Source organism: Caballeronia sp. GAFFF2 (assembly GCF_023631485.1).
Classification (GTDB): domain Bacteria; phylum Pseudomonadota; class Gammaproteobacteria; order Burkholderiales; family Burkholderiaceae; genus Caballeronia.
Genome location: NZ_JALQDA010000027.1, coordinates 423,407 through 447,803 on the forward strand (window position 1 = coordinate 423,407; position 24,397 = coordinate 447,803).

At 62.1% G+C, this 24,397-nt stretch carries 24 protein-coding genes; 15 read left to right on the plus strand and 9 right to left on the minus strand.

Features of this window, described 5'->3' with window-relative positions; genetic code table 11:
- The first annotated feature begins 244 nt into the window (after nucleotides 1-244).
- The 14 genes from NCT04_RS18305 to NCT04_RS18370 are packed head-to-tail and all read left to right on the plus strand — an operon-like array spanning nucleotide 245 to nucleotide 13,509.
- Complete coding sequence (locus tag NCT04_RS18305; protein ID WP_250467001.1) at nucleotides 245-562, plus strand: non-heme iron oxygenase ferredoxin subunit; 318 nt, start codon at nucleotides 245-247, stop codon at nucleotides 560-562.
- A gap of 1 nt (nucleotide 563) precedes the next feature.
- On the plus strand, nucleotides 564-872 hold the full coding sequence (locus NCT04_RS18310) for a recombinase-like helix-turn-helix domain-containing protein (protein ID WP_250467002.1): 309 nt from the start codon (nucleotides 564-566) through the stop codon (nucleotides 870-872).
- A gap of 45 nt (nucleotides 873-917) precedes the next feature.
- On the plus strand, nucleotides 918-1,976 hold the full coding sequence (locus tag NCT04_RS18315; RefSeq protein ID WP_250467004.1) for an aromatic ring-hydroxylating dioxygenase subunit alpha: 1,059 nt from the start codon (nucleotides 918-920) through the stop codon (nucleotides 1,974-1,976).
- Nucleotides 1,969-2,724, plus strand: a complete 756-nt coding sequence (locus tag NCT04_RS18320; RefSeq protein ID WP_250467006.1) for an SDR family oxidoreductase — start codon at nucleotides 1,969-1,971, stop codon at nucleotides 2,722-2,724. The genes NCT04_RS18315 and NCT04_RS18320 overlap by 8 nt, the downstream gene beginning before the upstream one ends.
- 33 nt (nucleotides 2,725-2,757) lie before the next feature.
- Nucleotides 2,758-3,285 carry a cupin domain-containing protein gene (locus tag NCT04_RS18325; RefSeq protein WP_250467008.1) on the plus strand — a complete coding sequence of 176 codons (528 nt, stop codon included), beginning with the start codon at nucleotides 2,758-2,760 and terminating at the stop codon, nucleotides 3,283-3,285.
- 8 nt (nucleotides 3,286-3,293) lie between these two features.
- A complete protein-coding gene (locus NCT04_RS18330) occupies nucleotides 3,294-4,151 on the plus strand; it encodes an alpha/beta fold hydrolase (RefSeq protein WP_250467009.1) in 858 nt (285 codons plus the stop codon).
- A 17-nt stretch (nucleotides 4,152-4,168) separates the two neighbouring features.
- A complete protein-coding gene (locus NCT04_RS18335) occupies nucleotides 4,169-5,035 on the plus strand; it encodes an IclR family transcriptional regulator (RefSeq protein ID WP_250467011.1) in 867 nt (288 codons plus the stop codon).
- Entirely contained in the window at nucleotides 5,032-5,841 is an 810-nt protein-coding gene (locus tag NCT04_RS18340; protein WP_250467013.1) for an SDR family oxidoreductase, read from the plus strand. Before NCT04_RS18335 ends, NCT04_RS18340 begins: the two co-directional genes overlap by 4 nt.
- Complete coding sequence (locus NCT04_RS18345) at nucleotides 5,834-7,501, plus strand: thiamine pyrophosphate-binding protein (RefSeq protein ID WP_250467015.1); 1,668 nt, start codon at nucleotides 5,834-5,836, stop codon at nucleotides 7,499-7,501. The genes NCT04_RS18340 and NCT04_RS18345 overlap by 8 nt, the downstream gene beginning before the upstream one ends.
- Nucleotides 7,494-8,318, plus strand: a complete 825-nt coding sequence (locus tag NCT04_RS18350; protein ID WP_250467017.1) for an aspartate dehydrogenase — start codon at nucleotides 7,494-7,496, stop codon at nucleotides 8,316-8,318. The genes NCT04_RS18345 and NCT04_RS18350 overlap by 8 nt, the downstream gene beginning before the upstream one ends.
- Before the next feature lie 15 nt (nucleotides 8,319-8,333).
- A complete protein-coding gene (locus NCT04_RS18355; RefSeq protein WP_250467019.1) occupies nucleotides 8,334-9,824 on the plus strand; it encodes an aldehyde dehydrogenase in 1,491 nt (496 codons plus the stop codon).
- A gap of 20 nt (nucleotides 9,825-9,844) precedes the next feature.
- Nucleotides 9,845-10,810: a VOC family protein gene (locus NCT04_RS18360; RefSeq protein ID WP_250467020.1), complete on the plus strand. Its 966-nt coding sequence runs from the start codon at nucleotides 9,845-9,847 to the stop codon at nucleotides 10,808-10,810.
- A complete protein-coding gene (locus NCT04_RS18365; protein ID WP_250467022.1) occupies nucleotides 10,803-12,038 on the plus strand; it encodes an NAD(P)/FAD-dependent oxidoreductase in 1,236 nt (411 codons plus the stop codon). The genes NCT04_RS18360 and NCT04_RS18365 overlap by 8 nt, the downstream gene beginning before the upstream one ends.
- 40 nt (nucleotides 12,039-12,078) lie before the next feature.
- Complete coding sequence (locus tag NCT04_RS18370) at nucleotides 12,079-13,509, plus strand: MFS transporter (protein ID WP_502800672.1); 1,431 nt, start codon at nucleotides 12,079-12,081, stop codon at nucleotides 13,507-13,509.
- A 103-nt stretch (nucleotides 13,510-13,612) separates the two neighbouring features.
- On the opposite strand, the gene NCT04_RS18375 is transcribed toward NCT04_RS18370, so the two are convergent.
- On the minus strand, nucleotides 13,613-13,846 hold the full coding sequence (locus NCT04_RS18375; RefSeq protein WP_250467024.1) for a hypothetical protein: 234 nt from the start codon (nucleotides 13,844-13,846) through the stop codon (nucleotides 13,613-13,615).
- Nucleotides 13,847-14,246: 400 nt separating this feature from the next.
- Between NCT04_RS18375 and NCT04_RS18380 the strand changes: the two genes are divergently transcribed.
- Nucleotides 14,247-15,878 (plus strand): ABC transporter substrate-binding protein, encoded by a 1,632-nt coding sequence (locus NCT04_RS18380; protein WP_250467026.1) that lies wholly within the window; start codon nucleotides 14,247-14,249, stop codon nucleotides 15,876-15,878.
- Nucleotide 15,879: 1 nt separating this feature from the next.
- On the opposite strand, the gene NCT04_RS18385 is transcribed toward NCT04_RS18380, so the two are convergent.
- The 8 genes from NCT04_RS18385 to mtnK all read right to left on the minus strand — a co-directional run bounded on the left by NCT04_RS18385 (nucleotide 15,880) and on the right by mtnK (nucleotide 24,397).
- Nucleotides 15,880-16,506: a DAK2 domain-containing protein gene (locus tag NCT04_RS18385; protein ID WP_250467027.1), complete on the minus strand. Its 627-nt coding sequence runs from the start codon at nucleotides 16,504-16,506 to the stop codon at nucleotides 15,880-15,882.
- Between the two features lie 12 nt (nucleotides 16,507-16,518).
- Complete coding sequence (locus tag NCT04_RS18390; protein WP_250467029.1) at nucleotides 16,519-17,529, minus strand: dihydroxyacetone kinase subunit DhaK; 1,011 nt, start codon at nucleotides 17,527-17,529, stop codon at nucleotides 16,519-16,521.
- Between the two features lie 41 nt (nucleotides 17,530-17,570).
- Nucleotides 17,571-18,572, minus strand: a complete 1,002-nt coding sequence (locus NCT04_RS18395; protein ID WP_250467031.1) for an ABC transporter permease — start codon at nucleotides 18,570-18,572, stop codon at nucleotides 17,571-17,573.
- Nucleotides 18,569-20,104, minus strand: coding sequence for a sugar ABC transporter ATP-binding protein (locus NCT04_RS18400; RefSeq protein ID WP_250467033.1), 1,536 nt, complete (start codon nucleotides 20,102-20,104; stop codon nucleotides 18,569-18,571). Before NCT04_RS18400 ends, NCT04_RS18395 begins: the two co-directional genes overlap by 4 nt.
- An 83-nt stretch (nucleotides 20,105-20,187) precedes the next feature.
- Complete coding sequence (locus NCT04_RS18405; RefSeq protein ID WP_250467035.1) at nucleotides 20,188-21,300, minus strand: sugar ABC transporter substrate-binding protein; 1,113 nt, start codon at nucleotides 21,298-21,300, stop codon at nucleotides 20,188-20,190.
- Nucleotides 21,301-21,364: 64 nt separating this feature from the next.
- Nucleotides 21,365-22,036 (minus strand): class II aldolase/adducin family protein, encoded by a 672-nt coding sequence (locus tag NCT04_RS18410; protein WP_250467037.1) that lies wholly within the window; start codon nucleotides 22,034-22,036, stop codon nucleotides 21,365-21,367.
- Nucleotides 22,033-23,112, minus strand: coding sequence for an S-methyl-5-thioribose-1-phosphate isomerase (gene mtnA, locus NCT04_RS18415; protein WP_244829676.1), 1,080 nt, complete (start codon nucleotides 23,110-23,112; stop codon nucleotides 22,033-22,035). Before mtnA ends, NCT04_RS18410 begins: the two co-directional genes overlap by 4 nt.
- A 16-nt stretch (nucleotides 23,113-23,128) precedes the next feature.
- A complete protein-coding gene (gene mtnK / locus NCT04_RS18420; RefSeq protein ID WP_250467039.1) occupies nucleotides 23,129-24,397 on the minus strand; it encodes an S-methyl-5-thioribose kinase in 1,269 nt (422 codons plus the stop codon).

The following is a 24,397-nucleotide window of genomic DNA, read 5'->3' on the forward strand; positions in this document are numbered from 1 at the left end:
CGGCAACGTCAAACGGGGCTGAAGAACTGTAGCTCCGGCAGGAAAAATGCTTCTGAATCAAGGTCAAAGCGCACGCTAGGCGCGTTGCTAGTGAGAGGGATGCACATTTTTAAGACGCAGCTTCAGTGTTTTCACCTAGAGCGGCGGATTTTTATTTTGTCGCAGCAAAAGCACTCCTATAATGCCCATACATAAACTGATGTTCCTTAGGTGGAACGCAATACGATCCCAAGGAAGGTGAGAGATGGCAGAACAGTGGCGTTGCGCCGGTCATGCCGGCGACCTGTCGGAAGACGCGCCGATCGAGTTCAAACTCGACGACGGCGCGGAAATCGGCATCTACAAAGTCGGCGATGAGGTGTATGCGCTCGAAAACGTCTGCCCGCACGCGTATGCGCTGCTGACGCAGGGTTTTATCGATGGCGACACCGTCGAATGTCCGCTGCACGAAGCGGTGTTTCACATCCCCACGGGCAAATGCATGAAAGAGCCCGGCGGACGCGACCTGAAGATGTATTCGGTGCGTCTGGCCGGTGAAGAAATCCAGATCAAGGTGGCGTGACATGGAAAAAATCGTGAGCTTCAATCCGCATCTCAAGCCGTGGCTCGCGCCGCAACCGAATAACGTCGCGGGCAAGGGCGTGATCGAGCAGCCCGGACAAACCGAAAACTTCGTCTGGCAGACGCGCAAGGCGGAACCGACCCAGTACGAGAACGATTTCGGCGATGCCCTCGAACGCGTGTTCGAAGCCGGTGCGCTGGAACTCGATCAGGTGGCCGCAGGCTTGAACAAGGATGGCTTTCGCACGCCGGAAGGCGCGGCCTGGACCACCGAGCGTCTCGCCGCCGAGTTGCGCACGCTCGCGGAATGACGCGGCGGCACTGACAAAACGACATCGAATCCGGAGCAGATCCCCATGACGTCCCTCAAGCAAATCTCGACCGCCGATCCCGTCCAGCGCTATCTGGATCGCGGTCTGCGTAATTACTGGTATCCCGTGGCGCCGAGCTGGCAAGTGGCGAATGCGCCTATCGGGCTCACGCGTCTCGGCGATCAGATCGTCCTGTGGCGCGATAACGAAGGCCATGTACATGCGCTCGAAGATCGCTGCCCGCATCGCGGCGCGCGGCTGTCGCTCGGGTGGAATCTCGGCGGCAGCGTGGCGTGCTGGTATCACGGTATCGAAGTGGATGGCAGCGGCACCGTGCAGAAAGTGCCGGCCGTTTCCGCGTGCCCGCTCGAAGGACAGAAGTGCGTGAAGTCGTATCCGGTGGAAGAGCGCGCCGGCGCGATCTTCCTCTGGTTCGGCGACGACGCCAATCAGGAACCCGCGCCGCTCGTGCTGCCGGAAGAACTCGTCGGCGAGGAATACGCGAGCTTTCTTTGCATGTCGCACTGGAAGTGCAATTACCAGTACGCCATCGATAACGTCATGGACCCGATGCACGGCGCATATCTTCACGCGACCTCGCATTCGATGGCCGAAGGCGACAAGCAGGCCGACATGCGCGTGCGCAAGACCGACACCGGTCTCATGTTCGAAAAGGTGAATCAGCGCGACGTGAATTTCGACTGGGTGGAACTCGGCGAAACCGGCTGTCTGTGGATGCGCCTGGCTATTCCCTACAAGAAGAAGTTCGGCCCGGGCGGCAACTTCGGCATCATCGGTTTTGCGACGCCCGTGGACGAAGACAACTGCCAGGTCTACTTCTGGCGCACACGCAAGGTGTCCGGCTGGCAGCGCGACGCATGGCGTTTCCTGTATCGCAATCGTCTGGAAGGGCTGCACTGGGCCGTGCTGGAACAAGACCGCTACGTGCTCGAAAGCCTTGCGCCCAACGCGCGCGATCACGAATTTCTCTATCAGCACGATGTCGGCATGACGCGCGTTCGGCGTCTTCTGAAGCAACGCGCGCAGCAGCATTTGGCCGCGCTGGAAACGAGTGCAAAGGACGCGGAGCACGTTCATGCGTGACGCGCTCAAAGGCCGCCGCGTACTCGTGACCGGTGGCGCTCGCGGACTCGGCGCAGCGTTCGTCACGGCGCTCGCCAAACAAGGCGCGCGGGTCGCTTTCGGCGATGTCCTGCATGCCGAAGGCGAAGCGCTCGCGCGATCGCTCAGAGAAGCGGGCCACGACGCGCATTTCATCGCGCTCGATCTGGCAGACCCGTCAAGCATCGAAGCGTGCGTGGCGGCGAGCGTGCAGACGCTCGGCGGTATCGACGGCCTCATCAACAACGCCGCGATCACCAACTCGGGCGGCAAGTCCGCGGAAGAGCTGACGCCCGCGACCTGGGATGCCGTCATGAACGTCAACGTGCGCGGCGCATGGCTGATGAGTGTGGCATGCCTGCCGCATCTCGCGAAGTCGGGGCGCGGAAGCATCGTCAATATCGCTTCGGATACAGCGTTGTGGGGCGCACCGAAGCTTCTTGCCTACGTTGCGAGCAAGGGCGCGGTGATTGCGATGACGCGTTCCCTCGCCCGCGAATTCGGCGGCCGCAACGTGACGGTCAACGCCATTGCGCCCGGCCTCACCGAAGTCGAGGCGACCGCCTACGTTCCCGCCGAGCGTCACGAGTATTACCTGAAGGGCCGCGCGCTCACGCGTGCGCAAGTACCCGACGACGTGAACGGCCCTGTGCTGTTCCTGCTCTCGGACGCCGCGCGTTTCGTGACGGGCCAGTTGCTGCCGGTCAACGGCGGCTTCGCGATGAATTGACTTCTACCTCATTCGAACACCTGGAGATTGACGATGGCCGATGCAGATATCGAACGCAAATCGTGGGAGCAGCCCGCTGGCGCGAGCTTCGATCAATGGATGACCACGCGCGTCGCGCGCCTCGACACGCGGCGCTACGACTGGGACGCGCTTAAGTTTCAGGCTGACTACGACCCGAAGTATCGCCGTGCGCAGATGCGCTATGTCGGCACGGGCGGCACCGGTGTCGCCAAGGACATGAACACGGTTCCCGCAGGCGGCTTCACGTTCTCGACGATGGTCATTCCCGCCGGCAACATCGGACCGAGCCATATCCACATGGACGTCGAGGAAATCTTCTTCGTATTGCGCGGCAAGATGAAAGTGGTTTGCGAGAAGGACGGCGAAACCTGGGAAACGGTGATCGGCGAGCGCGATCTCATTTCGGTGCCGCCGGGCGTGTATCGCACGGAGATCAACATCGGCGAGGAAGACGCGCTCATGTGCGTGATGCTCGGCGCGGCCAAGCCCATTACGCCGACGTATCCGCCGGACTCGCCGCTCGCCAAGCTCAAGCGTTGAGACCCGCCATGACCGCTCGCACGCTCACCTACCTCGACGCGCTCGCGCAGTTTCCCGAAGCGCGTATCCATACCGCACATGGTGTCACGGGTTATCGCAAGGCAGGTGCCGCGCACCTGCGCACCCTGCCCGTGGTGCTTCTGCATGGTATCGGTTCGGGCGCGGCGTCGTGGCTCAGGCAACTCGACGCACTCGGCGCGCATCGCCGTGTGTTCGCATGGGACACGCCGGGTTATGGCGTATCGACGCCCGTGGCAAGCGCGCAGCCGCATGCGGCGGATTATGCGCAAGCGCTTGCGGCATGGCTCGATGCGCTCGATATCCCGCGTTGCGTGCTTGTCGGTCATTCGCTCGGCGCGATCATCGCGGGTTCGTTTGCAGCGCGCATGCAAGGGCGCGTCGCGGGCTTGCTGCTGATATCGCCGGCGGCGGGATATGGCGCGGCATCGAAGGAAGAGCGTGAAAAGAAACGCGACGCGCGTCTGGCGATGCTCGCCGAACTGGGTGCGCAAGGCCTTGCACGCGAACGCAGCGCCAACATGCTGTCGCCCGATGCGGACGATGCCGCGCGCGACTGGGTGCGCTGGAACATGGCGCGCATCGTTCCTGCCGGCTATGCGCAAGCGACGCATCTGCTCGCCAACGCGGATCTTGCAGCGGACGTTGCACGTTATGAAGGACGCGTGGCCGTGGCCGTCGGCGCGCATGACGCGATCACGCCGCCGGTTGCGTGCGAGCGCATCGCGCAAGCGGCACGCGTGAGCTTGCAGGTGATGCCGCACGCGGGCCACGCAGGTTATGTCGAAACGCCCGGCGCTTATACGGCGCTGATCGAATCGTTTTGCACTAGCGCGGATCGACCATGAAAGACGAAGGACAAACAATGAAACCGGAGACGTTCGGCGCAGACGACGCCGACAAAGCCGAACCGACTTACATCGTGCCGGGACTCGAACGCGGCCTCAAGATTCTCACGGAGTTTTCGCCGCGCGAGCCGGTGCTCGGCGCGCCCGAGCTGTCGCGGCGTCTAGGCATTCCGCGCACGACGGTGTTTCGCCTCTTGCAGACGCTCGAATCGCTGGGTTTTCTGGAGCGCGCGGACAAGGATCGCAATTACCGGCTGGGCGTGGCCGTATTACGCCTCGGCTTCGAATACCTCAGCTCGCTCGAATTGACCGATCTCGGCTTGCCCGTGATCGAAGCCTTGCGCGATGCAACCGGCCTCACGAGCCACATCCTGATTCGCGATGGCCGCGATGTCGTGTTCGTGGCGAAAGCGCAAAGTCACGCGCCGATCTTCAGCTCGGTGAAGGTGAATGTCGGCACGCGTCTGCCCGCTCATGCGACCACGCACGGTCATGTGCTGATGGGTGATCTTTCGCTCGACGAGCTACGCGCGCTTTATCCCGAGCCGCATCTGGAACGCTTTACGAAGGCGACGCCAGAAACGGTCGAGGAACTCTTCGAACGCGTGAAGGAAGACGCCGAACGCGGTTTCGCCACCAGCCAGTCATCGTTCGAGCGCGGCATTTCGGTGGTGACCGCGCCGGTGCGTAACGACACGGGGCGCATCGTTGCCGTCATCACGACGACGATCCCGCGTCCGGAGATCGATGCCGCGCTGCTCGAAAGCGGTCTCATCGACCGGGTCCGCGAAGCCGCCGATGCGCTCTCCATGCGTCTGAATTATCGTCCGGCCGCGCGGACCGCCGCGTCGAGCCGCTATATGAAGTCTCTGGGGTTGCAATGATTCAGATCGATCTCACGGATAAGGTTGCGGTAATCACGGGCGGATCGTCTGGTATCGGCTTCGCGACGGCGCAACTCTTCCTGCGCGCGGGCGCGGCAGTCGCCATCTGCGGCCGCAACGGCGAACGCCTCGACGCCGCGCAGGCCGAACTCGAGCGCCAGTTCCCCGATACGCCGTTGCTCGCGGTCCGCTGCGACGTGCTTGATGCCGAACAGGTGAACGCTTTCGCGGCGCGCGTCATGGAGCGCTTCGGCCGCGTCGACATGCTGGTGAACAACGCGGGACAGGGCCGCGTGTCCACCTTCGCCGATACCACCGACGACGCCTGGCGCGACGAGCTCGACCTCAAGTACTTCAGCATCATCCGTCCGACGCGCGCTTTCCTGCCGATGTTGAAGGATGCGCCCTCGCCCGCGATCGTCTGCGTGAATTCGCTGCTCGCGCTGCAGCCCGAGGCGCACATGGTCGCGACGTCATCGGCGCGTGCGGGCGTGTTGAGTCTCGTCAAGTCGCTAGCGACCGAGCTTGCGCCCGAGCGCATCCGCGTGAATTCGATCCTCATCGGCATCGTGGAATCGGGACAGTGGAAGCGCCGCTATCGACACTATCTCGATGCGCAGCCCGAACCGCGTCAGAGCTGGGAGCAATGGACCGCCGAGCTCGCGCGGAAGAAAAACATTCCGCTCGGCCGCTTCGGTCTTCCCGAAGAAGCCGCGCAAGCGCTCTTTTATCTTGCTTCGCCGTTGTCGTCCTACACGACCGGCAGTCATATCGATGTTTCTGGAGGCTTTGCCCGACATGTCTAAAACCACCACGGTCGGCGAACTGATCGCCGCGTTTCTCGAACAATGCGGCGTGCGCACGGCGTTCGGCGTCATCTCGATCCACAACATGCCGATCCTCGACGCCATCGGCCGGCGCGGCAACATCCGCTACGTCGGCGCACGCGGGGAAGCCGGCGCGCTCAACATGGCCGACGGTCTTGCGCGCGTGTCGGGCGAACTGGGCGTGGCGTTCACCTCGACCGGCACGGCGGCGGGCAATGCAGCAGGCGCGATGGTCGAAGCGCTGACGGCGGGCACCGCGCTGCTGCATATCACCGGTCAGATCGAAACCGAGTATCTCGACCAGGACCTCGCGTATATCCACGAAGCGCCGGACCAATTGGCGATGCTGCATTCCATCTCCAAGGCGGCGTTTCGTGTACGCACCGTGGAGACCGCGCTGCCGACCATCCGCGAAGCCGTGCGCGTCGCGCTGACCGCGCCTGCGGGTCCGGTGAGCGTCGAGATTCCCATCGACATTCAGGCGGCGCAGATCGAATGGCCGGCGAACCTCGCCGCACCGCACGTCGGCATGCTCACGCACGACACTCTGCGCGTGCAGCAACTCGCCGAAGCGTTGACGCAAGCGAAGCGCCCGCTCCTGTGGCTTGGCGGCGGCACGCGTCACGCGCGCGCGGCGGTCGAGCGTCTGGTGAAGCTGGGCTTCGGCGTGGTCACGAGCGTGCAGGGGCGTGGCGTGTTGCCCGAGGATCATCCGGCCACGCTCGGCGCGTTCAACGTGCATCCTTCCGTCGAAGCGTTCTACAAGACGTGCGACGCGCTCGTGGTCGTCGGCTCGCGTCTGCGCGGCAACGAAACGCTCAAGTACAAGCTCGCGCTGCCATGGCCGCTCTATCGTATCGATGCCGACGCACTCGCCGATAACCGGGGTTACCGCAACGAACTCTTCGTGCATGGCGATGCCGCCACCGTGCTCGACGAACTCGCCACGTTGCTCGAGGGCCGCTTGCGCGTCGATCAGACGTTCGCTGGCGATCTTGCCGCCGCGCGGGAAGTCGCGGTGGCGGAAGTATCGAAGGGACTCGGGCCGTACAAGCGTCTGGTCGATTCGCTGCAACGCGCGGTAGGCCGCGACTACAACTGGGTGCGCGACGTCACCATCTCGAACAGCACGTGGGGAAATCGGCTGCTGAAGATTTTCAACCCGCGCGCGGGCGTGCATGCGCTAGGCGGCGGCATCGGTCAGGGCATGCAGATGGCCATCGGCGCGGCGCTTTCGTGCGCGGCGAAGAAAACCGTCGCGCTCGTCGGCGATGGCGGTTTGATGGTGAACGTAGGCGAACTCGCCACCGCCGTGCAGGAAAAAGCCAACGTCATGATCGTACTGATGAACGACCAGTGCTACGGCGTCATCCGCAACATTCAGGACGCGCAGTACGGCGGTAGGCGCATGTTCGTCGATCTGCATCAACCGGATTTTGCGCAGTTTTGCGCGAGTCTCGGCCTCGCGCATCGCCGCATCACGTCGATCGATCAGGCCGATGAGATCGTGCGCGAAGGGCTTGCCATCGACGGTCCCGTGCTCGTGGAAGTGGACATGCTTTCGGTCGGCTCGTTCGCGACCGCGTTTGCCGGGCCGCCCGTGAAAAAGGAAGAGCCGAAGGAGCCGGAATATGCGTGATCCCCGACATGTCCATCAAGCGATCGATGTCGCGATGATCGGCTTCGGCGCGATCGGCCGCGCGGTGTATCGCGCGCTCGATCACGATCCGCATGTGCGCATCTCGCATGTGATCGTGCCGGAGCGCGATCGCCACGATGTGCGCGCCTTGCTCGGTGACGGCGTCGATGTCGTATCGCATGTCGATGCGCTTTCGCATCATCCCGAGTTCGCACTCGAATGCGCGGGCCATGCGGCGCTCGTCGATCACGTGGTGCCGCTGCTCAGGTCGGGTACGGACTGCGCGGTGGCGTCCATCGGTGCGCTGTCCGACGTGAACCTGCTCGCCGCGCTCTCGCACGCCGCCGACGAAGGCGCGGCCACGCTCACGCTGCTTTCCGGCGCGATAGGCGGTGTGGACGCGCTGGCATCGGCGAAAGAAGGCGGCCTCGACGAAGTGCAATACACCGGCCGCAAGCCGCCGCTCGGCTGGCTCGGCACGCCCGCCGAAGGCGTCTGCGACCTGCACGGGCTGACGGTCGAGACCGTGATCTTCGAAGGCACGGCGCGCGATGCGGCGCGGCTCTATCCGAAGAACGCGAACGTCGCGGCAACCATCGCGCTCGCGGGCCTCGGGCTGGATGGCACGCGCGTCACGCTGATCGCCGATCCGACAGTCGAACGCAACGTGCATCGCATCGTGGCGCGCGGCGCGTTCGGCGAGATGTCGCTCGAAATGTGCGGCAAACCGCTGCCGTCGAATCCCAAGACGTCCGCGCTCACCGCGTTCAGCGCGATTCGTGCGTTGCGCAATCGCGCTGCACGCTGCGTCATTTGAGGAGCATGTAGAACCATGAATCATCCCGACACTTCGATCGTTTCGTCTGGCGAGATTTTTCTCGGCGGCGAGTGGCGCAAAGGCCGCGGCAACGGTTACGCGAGCATCTATCCGGCCGATCAATCCGTCAACGCGGAGATCACCACGGCGAGCGCCGACGATGCGCTCGAAGCCGTGGAGATTGCAGATCGCGCGTGGCGCCGCGACGACTGGGCCGGCCTCAAGCCGCATCAGCGCGCGGCGGTGCTGCATCGCATCGCTGCCCTGATCGAAGCGCGCCACGAAGCGCTCGCGCAATTGCAGCGCCGCGACAACGGCAAGCCGATCAGCGAAACGCGCGCGCTCGTCGCGAGCGCCGCCAGCACGTTCCGCTATTTCGCATCGTGTCTCGAAACACTCGAAGAAGCGCTGACGCCCCCACGCGGCGACTATCTGACGATGAGCGTGCACGAACCGCTCGGCGTTATCGCCGCGATCACGCCGTGGAATTCGCCCATCGCCTCCGATGCGCAGAAGCTCGCACCCGCGCTCGCCGCCGGCAACGCGGTCGTGCTCAAACCCGCCGAAGTGACGCCGCTTGCTTCGCTGGCGCTGGCGCGCATCTGCGAGGAGGCGGGCGTGCCGCGCGGCGTGGTGAGCGTGTTGCCGGGCAAGGGATCGGTGATCGGCGACGCGCTGGTGCGCCATCCGCTCGTCAGAAAAGTCGCGTTCACGGGCGGCACCGAAGTGGGCCGTGGCATCGCGCGACTCGCGGCGGAGAAGTTGATGCCGGTATCGCTCGAACTCGGCGGCAAGTCTCCGACCATCGTCTATGCCGATGCGGACCTCGATCACGCGGTCAACGGCGTGCTATACGGCATTTTCAGTTCGTCGGGTGAATCGTGCATCGCGGGTTCGCGCTTGTTCGTCGAACGCAAGGTATATGGCGAATTCATGGCGCGCCTCGTGGAAGGCGCGCGCAAGCTGCGTGTCGGCGACCCGACGCGCGAGAGCACGCAGATGGGTCCGCTCATCACGGCGCAGCATCGCGAGACCGTGGAACGCTTCGTCGCGCTCGGTCAGTCCGAAGGCGGCCGTGTGTTGTGCGGCGGCGAACGTCCCACGGGCGAAGGCCGCGAAAAAGGCTTCTTCTATCTGCCGACGATCATCGAGGGTTTGAGCAACGACGCGCGCATGTGCCAGGAAGAGATCTTCGGCCCGGTGCTCGCCGCCCTGCCCTTCGACGACGAAGACGCGCTCATCCGCGCTGCGAACGACAGCGTGTTCGGTCTTGCCGCAGGCATCTGGACGCGCGACTACAAGCGCGCGTGGCGCACGGCCCGCACGCTTGCAACCGGCACCGTGTGGATCAACACCTACAAGCAATTCTCGATTTCGACGCCATTCGGCGGCTGGAAGGACAGCGGCATGGGACGCGAAAAAGGCCATTTGGGCCTGCGCGAATACATGCAGCAAAAGAGCCTTTACTGGGGCTTGAACGACGCCCCGCTGCCGTGGGCGAACTGAAGAGAACTGAAGAGGCGGCTATGACCATCCTTGGCATTGAAAGCATCACTTACGGCGTGAACGATCTCGACACCTGCCGGCGCTTTTTCGCGGATTGGGGTCTGCGCGAAGTCGCCCACGACGAGACGCGCGCGCGCTTCGAAACGCTCAACGGTTGCGCCGTGCAACTCGCGCTCGCCGACGACCCCGCGTTGCCGCCCGCCTTCGAAGCCGGTCCAACGCTGCGCGAAGTGACCTGGGGCGTCGCCACGCGCGAGGAGCTCGACGCATTGCGCACACGCTTCGCGGGTCAGCCGGGTCACTTCGAGACCGATGACGCGGTCGCCTGTATCGACCCGAACGGCATGTCGATACGCGTGGTCGTCACGACCAAACGCGCGCTCGACGTGAAGGGTTCGCCTTCGAACGTGTGGGGACAGACGCTGCGTGTCGATACACCGAGCCCCGTCTACGATCGCGCCGAACCCGTGGAAGTGGGACACGTCGTGTTCTTCACGAACTGCGTGGCCGAGCAGGAGAAGTTCTATCACGAGCTGCTCGGCTTCGAGACCTCCGATCGTTACCCGGGTCGCGGCGCGTTCATGCGTTGCGCGCCGCACGGCGGGCACCACGACATCTTTCTTCTGCAATTGCCCGATGGCAAACGCGGCCTGAATCACGTCGCCTTCACCGTTCGCGACATCCACGAAGTCTTCGGCGGCGGCCTGCATATCAGCCGCTGCGGCTGGGCCACGCAGCTTGGACCGGGGCGGCATCCGGTTTCATCGGCGTACTTTTGGTACTTCAAAAATCCGGCGGGCGGTCTCATCGAGTATTACGCCGATGAAGACATGCTCACGCCCGAATGGCAGCCGCGCGATTTCGAGCCAGGTCCGACGGTCTTCGCCGAATGGGCCGTGGATGGCGGGCTGGACGGCCACACGCGCCGTCAGAAGGACGCGAAGGCGCCGGAAGGCAAGTTCATGACGGAGCGTAAAAATGGCTGATTCGAACGTGCTCGACGCGCCACGCACCGTGGTCGTCATCGGTGGCGGACAGGCGGCCGGCTGGATCGTCAGGACCTTGCGCAAGGAAGGCTTCGATGGCCGGCTCGTGATGATCGCCGATGAAATCCATCTGCCGTACGAGCGTCCGCCGCTTTCGAAGGCCGTGCTCTCGGGCGATGCGGACATAAGCACCGTGCGTCTCGTCGATCACGATGCCTTCGCTTCGCTCGATGTCGAAGCGTGGCAGCCGGAATGCGCGGCATCGATCGATCGCGAAGCGCGCGTCGTGCGGACGGCGAGCGGCCGCGAAGTGCATTACGACCGCCTGGTGATCGCGACCGGCGGCGCGGCACGCCGTCTGCCGGACGCGCTGGTGAAGACCTCGCATCTTGCCTACTTGCGCACACTCGACGACGCCGTCGCGCTCGGCACGCGTATGCGCGAGTCGCATGGCAAGCGCCTGCTCGTGATCGGCGGCGGCTGGATCGGTCTCGAAGTGGCGGCGACCGCGCGCAAGCTCGGCGTCGATGTGACGGTGATCGAAGGTGCGTCGCGTCTATGCGCGCGCTCGGTGCCCGAAGCGGTATCGGCGTTTCTGTTGCGTCTGCATCGCGATAACGGTGTCGACGTGCGTTTGAATGCATCGCTCGTATCGCTGGACGATCATGCAGGCGGCGTGCGCGCGCATCTCGCCGATGGCAGCACGCTAGACGCCAATTTTGCGGTAGCGGGCATCGGCCTGAATCCGCACACGGCGCTTGCCGAACATGCGGGTTTGGACGTGAACGATGGCATCGTCGTCGACGAATTCGGCGCCACGTCGGACGCTTGCGTGTTCGCTTGCGGAGATGTCGCCAATCATCCAAATGCGTGGCTCAAGCGTCGCGTGCGGCTCGAATCGTGGGCCAATGCGCAAAATCAGGCTATTGCCACGGCACGCGCCGTACTCGGGGTGCGCGCGCCGTATGCGGAAATTCCGTGGTTCTGGTCGGATCAATTCGACGTCAATCTGCAGATTCTCGGCGATATCGCGCCCGGCTACACACATGTCGTACGTGGCGATCTCGAAGCGCGCCGAGCTTCGCTCTTCTTCTTCGATGGCGACGCGCTGCGCGGCGTGATTGCGATCAACGCGGCGCGCGATCTCAAGGTCGCGAAGAAATGGATGAGCCAGGGACGCGCGGTGGACCTCGCCGCCCTCGCCGACACCGCGAAAGCGCTCGCCTGAGACGACCATCACCCCTTTACCGAATCACCCAGGAGCAGGCATGAGGACCATGGGCAATACGGTCGCCGAGCACGGCGGCACCGCCACCACTGCCGAGGGCGCGGCCGCAGCCGCCGCTTCCCCGGTGACGAAAGGATCGATTATCGCGCGCATCGAGAGGCTGCCCGCCAATGCGATGCAGGTGCGCGCCCGGATTCTGATCGGCGCGGCGACTTTTTTCGATGGCTTCGATGTCATCGTCATTGCGGCCACGTTGCCGCTTCTGATACAGAAGTGGGGGCTGACGCCGGGGCAAGTGGGCTTTCTGATTGCGTCGGGATCGATCGGGCAACTCGTAGGCGCGTTCCTGTTTCCATCGCTCGCGGAACGTTACGGGCGTGTGCGTTCCATTGCGTGGAGCTCGGGCATCATCGGGCTGACCAGTATCGCGTGCGGCTTCGCGCCTTCGTTCGCGGTGTTCGTGGCGTTGCGTATCGTGCAGGGGCTGGGATTGGGCGGCGAATTGCCGGTGGCGGCGACCTACATCAACGAGATCACGCGTGCGCATGGACGCGGACGTTTCGTGCTGTTGTACGAGATCGTGTTTCCCATCGGACTATTGGCATCGAACGGGCTTGGCGCGTGGATCGTGCCGCGCTTCGGCTGGGAAGCGATGTATATCATCGGCGGCGTGCCGCTCGTGCTGTTCTTCCTGTTGCGCACGCTGGTGCCGGAATCGCCGCGCTGGCTCTCGGAACGCGGCCGCATGCGCGAAGCGAGCGATGCGCTCGGCGCCTTCGAGGCCTCGGTGAAAGGCCCGTTGCCGCCGCTTGGCAACGTCGCCGAATTCGATGCCATGGCGCTGCGCCATCCGAAGCGCCGCCGTCTCGATCTGATCGGCCCGGCGTATCTAAAACGCACCATCGCGGTCGCGATGTTATGGATGACGTGCGGGGTGATTCAGTACGGTCTCTCGACGTGGCTGCCTACCATCTACAAGACGGTTTATCACACACCGCTGCAACTCGCGTTGAACCTGGCCGTCGCGGCTTCCGTGCTCGGCGTGATCGGCTCGCTCACCTGCGCGTTGATCGTCGACAAGGTTGGGCGCAAGCCGGTCATCAACTGGTCGTTCGTTCTGTGCTCGATTTCACTGGTGCTTGCGGGCGTGTTCCAGCATGAATCCGTCTACGTGGTCGCGACGTTCTGCGCGCTTGGGCTTGGATTCATGGCGTGCGGCTTTATCACCGCTTATGTCTATACGCCGGAACTGTATCCGACCAGCATCCGCGCATTCGGCTGCGGACTTGGCGGCGCATGGCTCAAGGTGGCCGCGATCTTCGCGCCGGCGCTCGTCGGCAAGACGCTGCTCGGCGGCCAAATGGACCTCGCCTTCTATGCGCTCGGCGCGGTGCCGTTGCTGGCCGCGCTGGCGGTGCATTTCCTCGGAATCGAAACCAAGGGCCAGGTGCTGGAGCAGTTGGAGGCGTGAGGCGCTCAGGCGGCGGTCATTGGCTTGAGATTCGCCATCGGATTCCAATGCCCGCCAGTCGGTGAAACGAATCAACGGCCGCAGATGGAAGCGGCCGTTGCGTTTAATCGTCGAACCAGCAGTGCTCGTTCGGATCGACGCTCAGAAAATCGATCATATCCCTCAGGAAATCCAGTTCAAGCGCTTCGAACTCGCGCGTGCCTGCTGCGACGTCGTCGGGATTGAGCTTGCCTCGCGCCTTTCGCAGCGCGGCGACAGCTAAAGCGACGGATTGAGTATTCCCGTGCAAGGCGCTGCCGGGAGCGAATGGGAGAGAGGTTTTTGAGTTCATGTTCACGATTACGGCAGGCTCGCGTGAAACGTGAGGCCTGTTTTCTCGAAAGCGCTGATTTTTTACGGCACCCGATGCGTAAGCCTAACTTGGCGCGCATCGTCGGCTTTACTTGCTTGCGTTCGACGCGACGGTTTCTTCGCCAAAGGCCGCATCTGCTTCAATAGATAAAGCTTCGATGATGACAAGATAATTCACTCACGTTCTACAACGTAAAACGATAAAAATGTGATCCCTCGTCGGTCGCTATTAGACATTAGTTCTATTATGTTGGACGCTCGGCTATAAATCCGAGCAGCGACCCCACTTCCCGATCAGCGCGTCACGCAATTACGCTCGACGACTCAGAAGCCAATCCCTTGCTAAAGTACGCCTCATCCACTCATCTCCATCCCAGCGAGGCACAATGGTTAAAGCTCCGACTCGAAGAAGCGCACGCGCCCTGTGCGGTTTTGCCGTCTCCCTTCTCGCCGCCTTCACCGCCACGCCTCAGACCGCATCGGCTCAAAGCAAGACCCTCGTCTTCTGTTCCGAAGGCAGCCCCGCCGGATTCGATGCCGCCCAGTTCACCACCAGCACCGACTTCGACGCCAGCGCGCACGCCGTCTACGACACGTTGGTCGAATTCAAACGCGGCACGCTCGACCTTACACCGGGCCTCGCCGAAAAGTGGGACGAGTCGTCCGATGCCAAGACCTTCACCTTCCATCTACGACGCGGCGTGAAATTCCAGTCGACATCGTGGTTCAAGCCCACGCGTGATTTCAACGCCGACGATGTAGTCTTCACGTTCAAACGCATGATCGACCCGAACGACCCGTTCCAGAAGGCGCACCCGGTGAGCTTTCCGTATTTGACCGATCTCGGCTACGACAAGAACATCGCATCGGTCGAGAAGCTCGACGACAACACCGTGCGCTTCACACTAAAGACGGCCGATGTCGTTTTCGTGCGCAACATCGCCATGGAGTTCGCGTCTATTCTTTCCGCCGAATATGCCGCGCAATTGCTCAAGGAAGGCCGGCCGGAGGACATGAATCAGAAGCCTGTCGGCACCGGCGCTTTCGTGTTCCGCGATTATCAAAAGGACGCGACCATTCGTTACGACGCGAACCCAAGCTATTGGAATCGCAAGGACGTGCATATCGACAAGCTCGTCTTCTCGATCACGCCCGATGCCGCCGTGCGCGAACAAAAGCTCGCGAGCGGCGAGTGCCAACTCACCTCGTTCGCGCGCCCTGCCGATATCGTCGAGGCGAAAAAAAATCCGAAGCTCACGGTGTTGTTGGGCGTGGGCTTCAACGTTGCCTATGTCGGCTACAACACGACGCACAAGCCGCTCGACAACGTGACGGTGCGCCGCGCGCTGGACATGGCGATCGACAAGCAGGCGATCATCAAGACCGTCTACGAAGGCGCGGCCACGCTGGCCACGAACCCAATGCCGCCTTCGCAATGGTCGTATAACAAGGCGCTGAAAGACGCACCGCACGATCCCGCGAAGGCGCGCGAGTTGTTGAAGCAAGCGGGCTTTCCCGATGGCTTCACCATTACGCTATGGGCCATGCCCGTGCAGCGCGGCTATAACCCAAACGCGCGACTGATGGCGCAACTGATTCAATCGGATTGGGCGAAGATCGGCGTAAAGGCGAATATCGTCAGCTACGAATGGGCCGAATATAACAAGCGCGCAAAGACCAATGGCGAGCACGACGCCATTCTCTACGGCTGGCTAGGCGATAACGGCGACCCCGACAACTGGCTCGGCACCACGCTGGGCTGCGATGCCGTGCATGGCAGCAACATGGCGAAATGGTGCAACAAGCAGTTCGACGATCTCTTGGCTAAGGCGCGCCTCATAACAGATCAAAGCGCGCGCACGAAGCTTTATGAAGAAGCGCAAGTCGTCTTCAAGGATCAGGTGCCGTACACACCGCTTGCGCACGCCAATACGTTTCAGCCGATCTCGAAGCGCGTGCACGGTTATCTGATCAGTCCGCTTGGAGGCCATCGTTTCGACGGCATCACGCTGGATTGATTCAACTGGCGACCGCTTCGCGCAAGGCCTGCAAAAAGCGCACATAAGCGGTCGCACCAGGGTCAGCGTGGCCGATGCTGCGTTCTTGCACCCATGCCGCGCGCCCCTTTTGCGATTGCTTCGAGGCCGTAGCCGTTACCTGCGCTTGCGCAGTCGCGATCATGGCATCGAGCAACTCAGTCGCGCTGCCTTGCGATGCTTCGAGCGTATCGAGACTCGGCACGAGTGCATCGAGCACGGTCTTGTCGCCGACCTGACTCTTGCCACGTTCGATGATGCGCGCAGCCACCGCGCGTCCGATGCCAAGCGCCTCGTCGCGGCTCACCGTGTCCTTGCCGTTCATCTCCTTGCCTGCCGCGAGCAAGCCGCCGCCGACGAGCGCTGCAAACGTAGATGGATTCGCTGTCGAGAACGCCTTGCCCGCAGCAAACAATACGTCGGTAAGCGAGGCGTCATCGTTCAAAGCGGCAAGCGCCTTCACGATGGCAATGGACCCTGATTGCACCGTGATGCCGAGATCGCCGTCGCCCAAAGCGGCGTCGAGGTCGCGTAACTCGTCGGCATGCGCGGGCAGCGCGCTTAGCGCACGCGTCAAGATGGCGCGCAGTTCCTGGTTCGATACGCTCATTGCGCACTCCTCTTACGATGCGGTGCCGTCGCGGAAAAATGGCGAACTCGCGGGCGCTTCGAGCAGCGCTTCGAGTTCGTCGTCGAGCAGCATCACCGTGATCGATGCCCCCGCCATTTCCAGACTCGTTACGTATTCGCCGACATACGAGCGCGCTATTTTCAGGCCCTGATCGGCGATGAGTTGCGAGGAACGGCGATACAGCAAATACAGTTCTTCGAGCGGCGTCGCGCCGAGGCCGTTCACGAGTATCGCGAGCTTCGATCCCTTAGGCGCGTTCAGATCGCCGAGAATCTGACCGATAAGCCGCTCGGCGATGGCATCGGCCGTTTCGAGCTTGCCGCGATGCGTTCCCGGTTCGCCATGAATGCCGATACCGATTTCCATCTCGCCATCGGGCAATGTGAAGGTCGGCTTGCCTGCCGCGGGAAGTATCGTCGGCGAGAGGCCCACGCCCATGGTCCGGCAATGGGCATTCGCCTTGGCGCAAATGCGCGTGACCTCATCGAGCGAATCGCCGCGTTCAGCGGCGGCGCCCGCGCATTTGAACGCGAACAACATGCCCGCGACGCCGCGCCTGTCGGCCGCACGTTCCTTCGGCGCGGATGCTACATCGTCGGTCAACACCACTGTCTTGATGTCGATGCCTTCGGGTTCGGCCAAGTCGGCGGCAAGGTCGAAATTCAGGACGTCGCCGCCATAGTTGCCGTATACGTAAAGCACGCCCGCGCCGCCATCCACTGCCTTGGTCGCTTCGAATATCTGTTCCGCCGAGGGCGATGAAAACACGTTGCCCACGGCCACGCCACTGCAAAGCCCCACGCCGACGTACCCGAGAAAGCCGGGCAAATGTCCCGAGCCGCCGCCTGTCACGATTCCCACTCTGCCTTCCTTGGGCGCGTCCTTGCGCACGAGCGCGCGTTTGTCGTCCGTCGCGCTCTTGATCCACGCGGGATGAGCGATAAGCAAAGCCTCGATGATTTCATCGACGAAGACATCGGGCTGGTTAATGATTTTCTTCATGTTGTGCTCCTCCGGTTTTAGGGTGCGTTGCAAGAACACGTCTAACGCTTGCGCCGCTGACTAAGCGCGTCGAGCAAGACAGCCGCGAAAATGACCCCACCTTGAATGAATTGCGTCCAGAAGGGATTCACGCCGAGTAGCGACAAACCCACGTTGATCACGCCGATCAGCACGACGCCGATAAAGGTGCCCACGATCGAGCCACGTCCACCCGCAAGCGATGTCCCGCCAATCACGATAGCGGCGATCACCTGCAATTCGAGTCCGTTGGCCGCGGACGGCAAGGCGGAATTGAGCCGTCCGGCAAGCACGATCCCAGCGATGGCAGCAGTTACGCCGGCCAGCATGTAGGTGAAGAAAACCACGCGGCGCACGGGAATACCGGCAAGACGCGCGGCTTCCTGATTGCCGCCGACTGCAAAGACCTGATGCCCGAACGTGGTCTTGCGCAAGAGCACATGGCCTATGGCGAAGATCACGAGCATGACGATCATCGGCATGGGCAAGCCCGCGACGGTCTTCGCGCCGAAGGCCGTGAAGGCGGTGGGGAAATCGAACTTCGTGCGACCATCGGAAATGGCGAGCGTGAGGCCGCGCGCCATGGCCATCATCGCGAGCGTGACGATGAAGGGCACGAGGCGCAACCACGACACGGCAAGACCGTTGAGCGCGCCTGCCGTGGCCCCGACCGCAATTGCGACGCATAACCCTCCAACGCCGAGACCGACGGCGCCTGGGCTCGATCCTGCCATGACCGTTGCCGCGACCATGCCGCTCAACGCAACGAGCGATCCGACCGAGAGATCGATCCCCGACGTGATGATGACGAACGTGCCGCCTACCGCCGCAATGCCCACCACCGAGACCTGCACCATGATGTTGGTGAGCGTGCTGGTCGTCAGAAACTCGGGCGATGCAATCGACAAGGCGATGCAGATGATGACGAGTGCGGCAAACAATGGCCCGATGCCGCTCCTCAGTTGGCGAATCACGCGGCGCGAGAGCGCCTCCGAGTCCTCGCGGTTGGCTGCCGTGGAGGTCATGCGCCTGCTCCTGTTGTAGCCCATTGAATGACAGTTTCAGAGTCCGCTTTGTCGCGCCGTAGCTCCGTCACGATGCTGCCGCGATACATCACGAGCACGCGATCCGACATGCCGAGCAACTCCGGCAACTCGGAACTCACCATGACGACCGCTGCGCCCGCACGCGCCATCGACACCATGTGTGCGTAGATTTCGGTCTTCGCACCCACGTCGATGCCGCGTGTGGGTTCATCGAGCATGATGACTACGGGTGCTGTCGCCGTTGCGCGGCCAAGAATGACTTTCTGCTGATTGCCGCCGGAAAGCGTGCCGGTGATCTGCAACACCGAAGACGAGCGAACGCCGAAGCGCGTGCTTGCTTCCTGCGCCAGCTTGCGTTTCTTGGCGCGGCTCACGAAGCCGCCGCTCGCAAGCGCTTTAAGGCTCGACAGTGCGATGTTCTCTTCGATGTTGGCATCGAGCACGAGCCCTTCGAGCTTGCGGTCCTCCGAGGTATAAACGAGGCCGTGACGCACGCCTTGAGTGGGCGAATGATTCGTGACCTTCTTGCCCTTCACGAAAATCTCGCCACCGGTTGCGGGCAGCGCGCCAAAGATCGTCTTGAGCAATTCCGTGCGTCCTGCCCCGGCAATGCCCGCTATGCCCAGGATTTCGCCCGAGCGTACCGTAAAGCTCGCATTGCGCAGCAACGGCGCGCTAGCGAGATTGCGCACTTCGAGCACGACATCGCCATAAGGACGCGGCTCCCACGGATAGAACGATTCGAGATTGCGCGCGACCATTGCCTGCACGAGTTCGGCTTCGGTCCATTGCGACATCGGACGCGCGCCGACCGTCGCGCCATCGCGCATCACGACGGCGGAATCGGCGAGTTCGAACACCTCTTCCAGATGATGCGAAATGAAGATGATGCCCATGCCCGAGGCACGCAGCCGCCGCACCACGGCATAAAGATTGGCGATGTCCTGGCTCTGCAGCGCGGCCGTGGGTTCGTCCATGACGAGGATTCGGGCATCGCGCGCCACGGCTTTTGCTACTTCCACGAGCTGCCTCTTGTTGAGCGGCAGATCGCCGAGGCGCATCCACGGCGGCACGTTGTCGAGTCCCACGCGATCCAGCGCTTCGCGCGCAAGCTGGTTGGCCTCGCGTTGCTTGACGAAGCCGTTCCTTGCAGGCATGCGGCCAAGGAATAAATTTTCCGCGACCGTCATGTCGTTGATCAACGAGAGCTCCTGATAAATCACGGCCACGCCTGCATCGATCGCCGCGTTGGTGCCGCGCGCAAGCGGTACGCCGTCGATCTCGATCGTGCCTTCGTCCGGCTCATACGCGCCAGACAAGGTCTTCACGAGCGACGATTTGCCCGCGCCATTCTCGCCGACGATAGCGAGCACATGGCCCGTTCGCAGTTCGAGGCTGACGCCGCGCAGCGCCTTGACGCCAGGAAAGCTCTTGACGATGCCTTGCATGCGCAATAGCGACGCGGACGCTTCGAGCGGCGCCTGCGCTTGCGCTTCCGTTTCGACTGTCATGTCGTGCATTCCGTTAGCGGGCAACGCGCTAGAGCTCAAACGCTTGAACGCTTGAAGTCTTAAGCGTGTGCCCGCGGCTTGCCTTACTGTTTGACTTCCTCTGACCACAGCCCGTACTTCTTGGTCTCATCCGAATCGATATTCGATTTGTCGATGAGTAAAGTCGGCCAGGCATAATTCGCCGGAACGTCCTTCTTGGCGTTGTAGTCCGCGATGAACTGCAGCGACTTGGCGGCCATCTGAATGGGGTTCTGCGAGATGGTCGCGTCCTGCTTGCCCGAGCGAATGGCGGAAAGCGCCTGCGCCGTGCCATCCGCGCCGATCACGAGAATGTGCGCTTTATCGCCGAGCGGCTTATAGCGGCCCGCATTGTCGATAGCCTTTTCCGCACCCACGGTGTTGTCGTCGTTGGCGCCGAATACCGCGTCGATTTGCGGATATTTCTGCAGGATATTGGTCATCGCGTTAAGCGACTTCTCCTGATCGAATGCGCCTTCCTGACGCGCAACCACCTTGATGTCGGGATACTTCGCCATTTCGTCGCTAAAGCCTTTCTCACGGTCGGTGGCGGCGGTCGTGCCGACAAGGCCGATCAAATCCACCACATTCCCTTTAGCCGAACCGTAGCGTTTGGTCAGTTGATCGGCAATCCACTTGGCGCCGGTTTGACCGAGCGCGACGTTATCCGACGCAACGAACGAAGTTACCTTGCCGCCATCCGACCCACGATCGAGCGTGAAGACCGGAATGTTCATCGAGTTGGCTTTCTCGACAGCCGGAATGATGGCCTTGGAGTCGATAGGATTCAGCACGAGGGCAGTCACGCCTTGACTCAGCAAGTTGATGGCGTCGTTGACTTGCTGTTGCGCGTCGCCATTGGCATTGGTCTGGACGAGATCGAAGCCTTGCTCCTTGGCGCCCTTCTCCACGCCGGCCTTGAGCCCGACAAAGAACGCATTGTTAAGCGTTGCAATCGAAAAGCCTATTTTCGCCTTGCCGCCCGCGGCAGCGGCCGGCGCCGGTGCGCTTGCGGGAGCGCTCGCGGCTTCGCTCGAACTCGCGCCCGAACTGCTGGCGGTCGAACTGTTGTCGCTCTTGGAACAACCGCTAAGCGCGGCCGCCGCGCATAAAAAAACCGCGCCGGTCGATTTGCCGAACGTGCCCCATCCGTCGAATCTTGCTGAATTCCAGGCCATAGCTGTCTCCGTTGTAGGATTTATTCATTACGATGCAAACGACTATTTCCTCAAGGCAAGCGCGCTAAGAATCTTTCTTGTCGCGCCGGCCATAAGTCTTGAACTTCTCCAGCACTTCATCCATCTGCTCCTCCGAAAGAAGCGGCGGAGCACCCAACTGACAGGCGAGAAGATATTGCTTGGCAAGCACTTCCACTTCATGCGCGAGCCACACGGCGCGCGCAAGATCGGTGCCAAGCGCGATCACACCATGATGCGCGAGCAGACACGCTCGCCGGTTCAGAAGCGCGGCTAAGGCGTGATCGGAAAGAGTTTGCGTGCCAAAGAGCGCATAAGGCGCGCAGCGAATGGAATGTCCGCCGGCGGCCGCGACCATGTAGTGCACGGCGGGAATATCGCGTTCATGAATGGCAAGCGCCGTGGCCGCTATGGAATGCGTATGCACGACCGCGTGCATGTCTTGCCGTGCTCGAAGAATGTCGCGATGAATGCGCCATTCCGAAGACGGGCGAGCCGTGCGCAGCACGCTCGCGTCATCACCGACATTTAACGGCAGCCACACCATCATGTCTTCGTGCATTTCACGCGCAGGAACGCCGCTGGGCGTGATGAGAAAGCCGTCGTTGAAGCGGGCGCTGACGTTACCCGAGGTTCCCTGATTGATAGCGAGCCGCTCCATTTCGAGCGAGGTATCGACAATACCCCGGCGCAGCGCGCCTTCATCCACCGTGCTCATGCGGCATTACCTTCGGCTGCGAAGAAACCACGCAACGAACGTTCGAAAGGCGCTTTCACGATACCGCGCTCCGTGATGAAGCCCGTGACGAGTTCATGCGGCGTGACATCGAATGCGGGATTGCGCGCGTTGATGGCTCGCGGCGCAATAGGTTGCCCTGCAAGCGATGTCACCTCTTCTTCGCGACGTTCTTCTATCTCGATCTGCGCGCCGGTCGGTGTGCGGAAGTCCAGTGTGGACGAAGGACAAGCCACGTAGAACGGTATGCCGTAGTAATTCGCTGCGATGGCCACGCTCAGTGTGCCGATCTTGTTGGCGAAGTCGCCATTTGCCGCAACCCGGTCCGTGCCGACGATCACGAGGTCCACCAGTCCATGCGACATGATCGACGCGGCCGCGCTATCCACGATCAGCGTTACATCCACGCCCGCCTGCTGCAGTTCGAACACGGTCAGGCGCGCGCCTTGCAAAAGCGGCCGCGTCTCGTCCGCGAACACCTTGAACGCAATGCCTTCGCGATGTGCGGCATAGATCGGCGCGGTGGCCGTGCCTAAGCCTGTGGTGGCAAGCGCACCTGCATTGCAATGCGTGAGCACGCCGCTGCCCGGTTCGATAAGCGGCAGACCATGCATGCCGATGCCTTCGCATAGCGCCTGATCTTCCGCATGAATCTGTTTGGCCTCATCCACCAAAGCTTCGTAAAGCGCCTTCGAGTCGCTTGCGTTGCATGCGCGCGCGCATTGCAGCATGCGTCTCAATCCCCAACTCAGATTCACCGCCGTGGGGCGCGCGGTATCGAGCCAGCCCGCGCGCCGTTCAAGCTCGGCACGAAATTGCGTCAAGGGCAAGTCGCGCGCGTCCTGCATGGCGACGCACAATCCGTATGCTGCCGCGACGCCGATGGCGGGCGCACCCCGCACGCGTAATTCGTGAATGGCTCGCCAGACGGCGGCTGCATCGGCGACATGCTCCACCACGATTTCATGCGGCAGGCGCGTCTGATCGAGCAGCAGGAGATCGCCATCGCGCCATTCGATCGTCGGGGCAAGCGTGGGGAACAAGGACTGCGCAACCATGGAAGCTCCGAGTGGACTATGCATGTGTGATTGTTTCGCGCTGAACCTCGCGCGCAAGCATGACGACCTGTTCGATACTGCCAAGCGTCGCGCGCTTGACCAGCAGGTCTTCCGCGCAACGCAGACAGCGCACTTCGATACGCGCCCTCGCCTGAGCATCTGGAATGCGCGTGATGTCCGCGACCTTCGCCATGCCGACAATGCGCCGAATCATCTTGCAGCCAGCGAAGCCGAGCGTATCCGCTAGCAGCCGACGCATGAAGTGCGTGCGATAACCTTCGACAGATCGCGCTTCTGCGTGACCGCCTATAAAGCCGCGTCCGCTACGGCTTTCGTGCTCGCGCCACAGCTTTAGAAATTGCGCGCTAAAGCCATTCCAGACCTCGGCCACTTGAACGAGCAACCATTCCTGATAGCCGGAAGGATCTCGATCGTCTATACGGCCATGCCAGTCGCGCGAAAAATACGCGAGCAGCAGGTTTGCGAGCACCGCGCCGATATCGAAGCCCATCGGTCCGTAGAACGAGAATTCCGGATCGATCACGAAGGTTTCGTCTTTGTTGACCATGATCGAGCCGGTGTGCAGATCGCCATGCAGCAAGGTCTCGGCGTGATTCATGAACGCCCATTTCATGTCGCCCGCGGCAATGCGCAACGCTTCGCTGGTCCTCAGTCGTTCAAGCGATGACGCAGGCAATGCGGCGCTGTACACGTTCGACGGATGATCTTCGAAAGGAAACGTAAAGACGAGGTCCTCGGTGATTTTGCACAGCTCGGAATTGACCGCCGCGCTCATGGCCTCTTTCTTGATGTCCGGCGCAAGAAACAGATCGGACCCGTGGAAAAGCGTTTGCGCAAGATACGTCGACAGATGCGCGGCGAGCTTCGGATAGACGACGCCATCCATCAGGCCTTGCCGCAAAATGCGATGCGAGGCAAGCCTTTGCATCACCATCAGAAAGCGCTTGCCGTCAGCGTGATACACCTTCGGCACATGCCGCGGACATAGCGCACCGAAGCGGCGTAACGCCGCTACCTCATGCTCCATGCGCTGACACGACAACGGCCACGTCTTGCCGACTAGTCTTAAAAAAGGCGGCGCCTGCTTGACGACGACGCTGCGTTCCGGCGCCTTCGTGTTCGTCACGAAGTACACATAGTTCAGGTTGCCGTCGCCGACTTCGGCCACTTCCAGATCGTGCGGCTCGCCAAGCAGCGCACGTATCTCGGGAATTGCGCCGAGATACGCGGCAAGCTCGCTTGCGGTAAAAGCCTCGAACTCCAT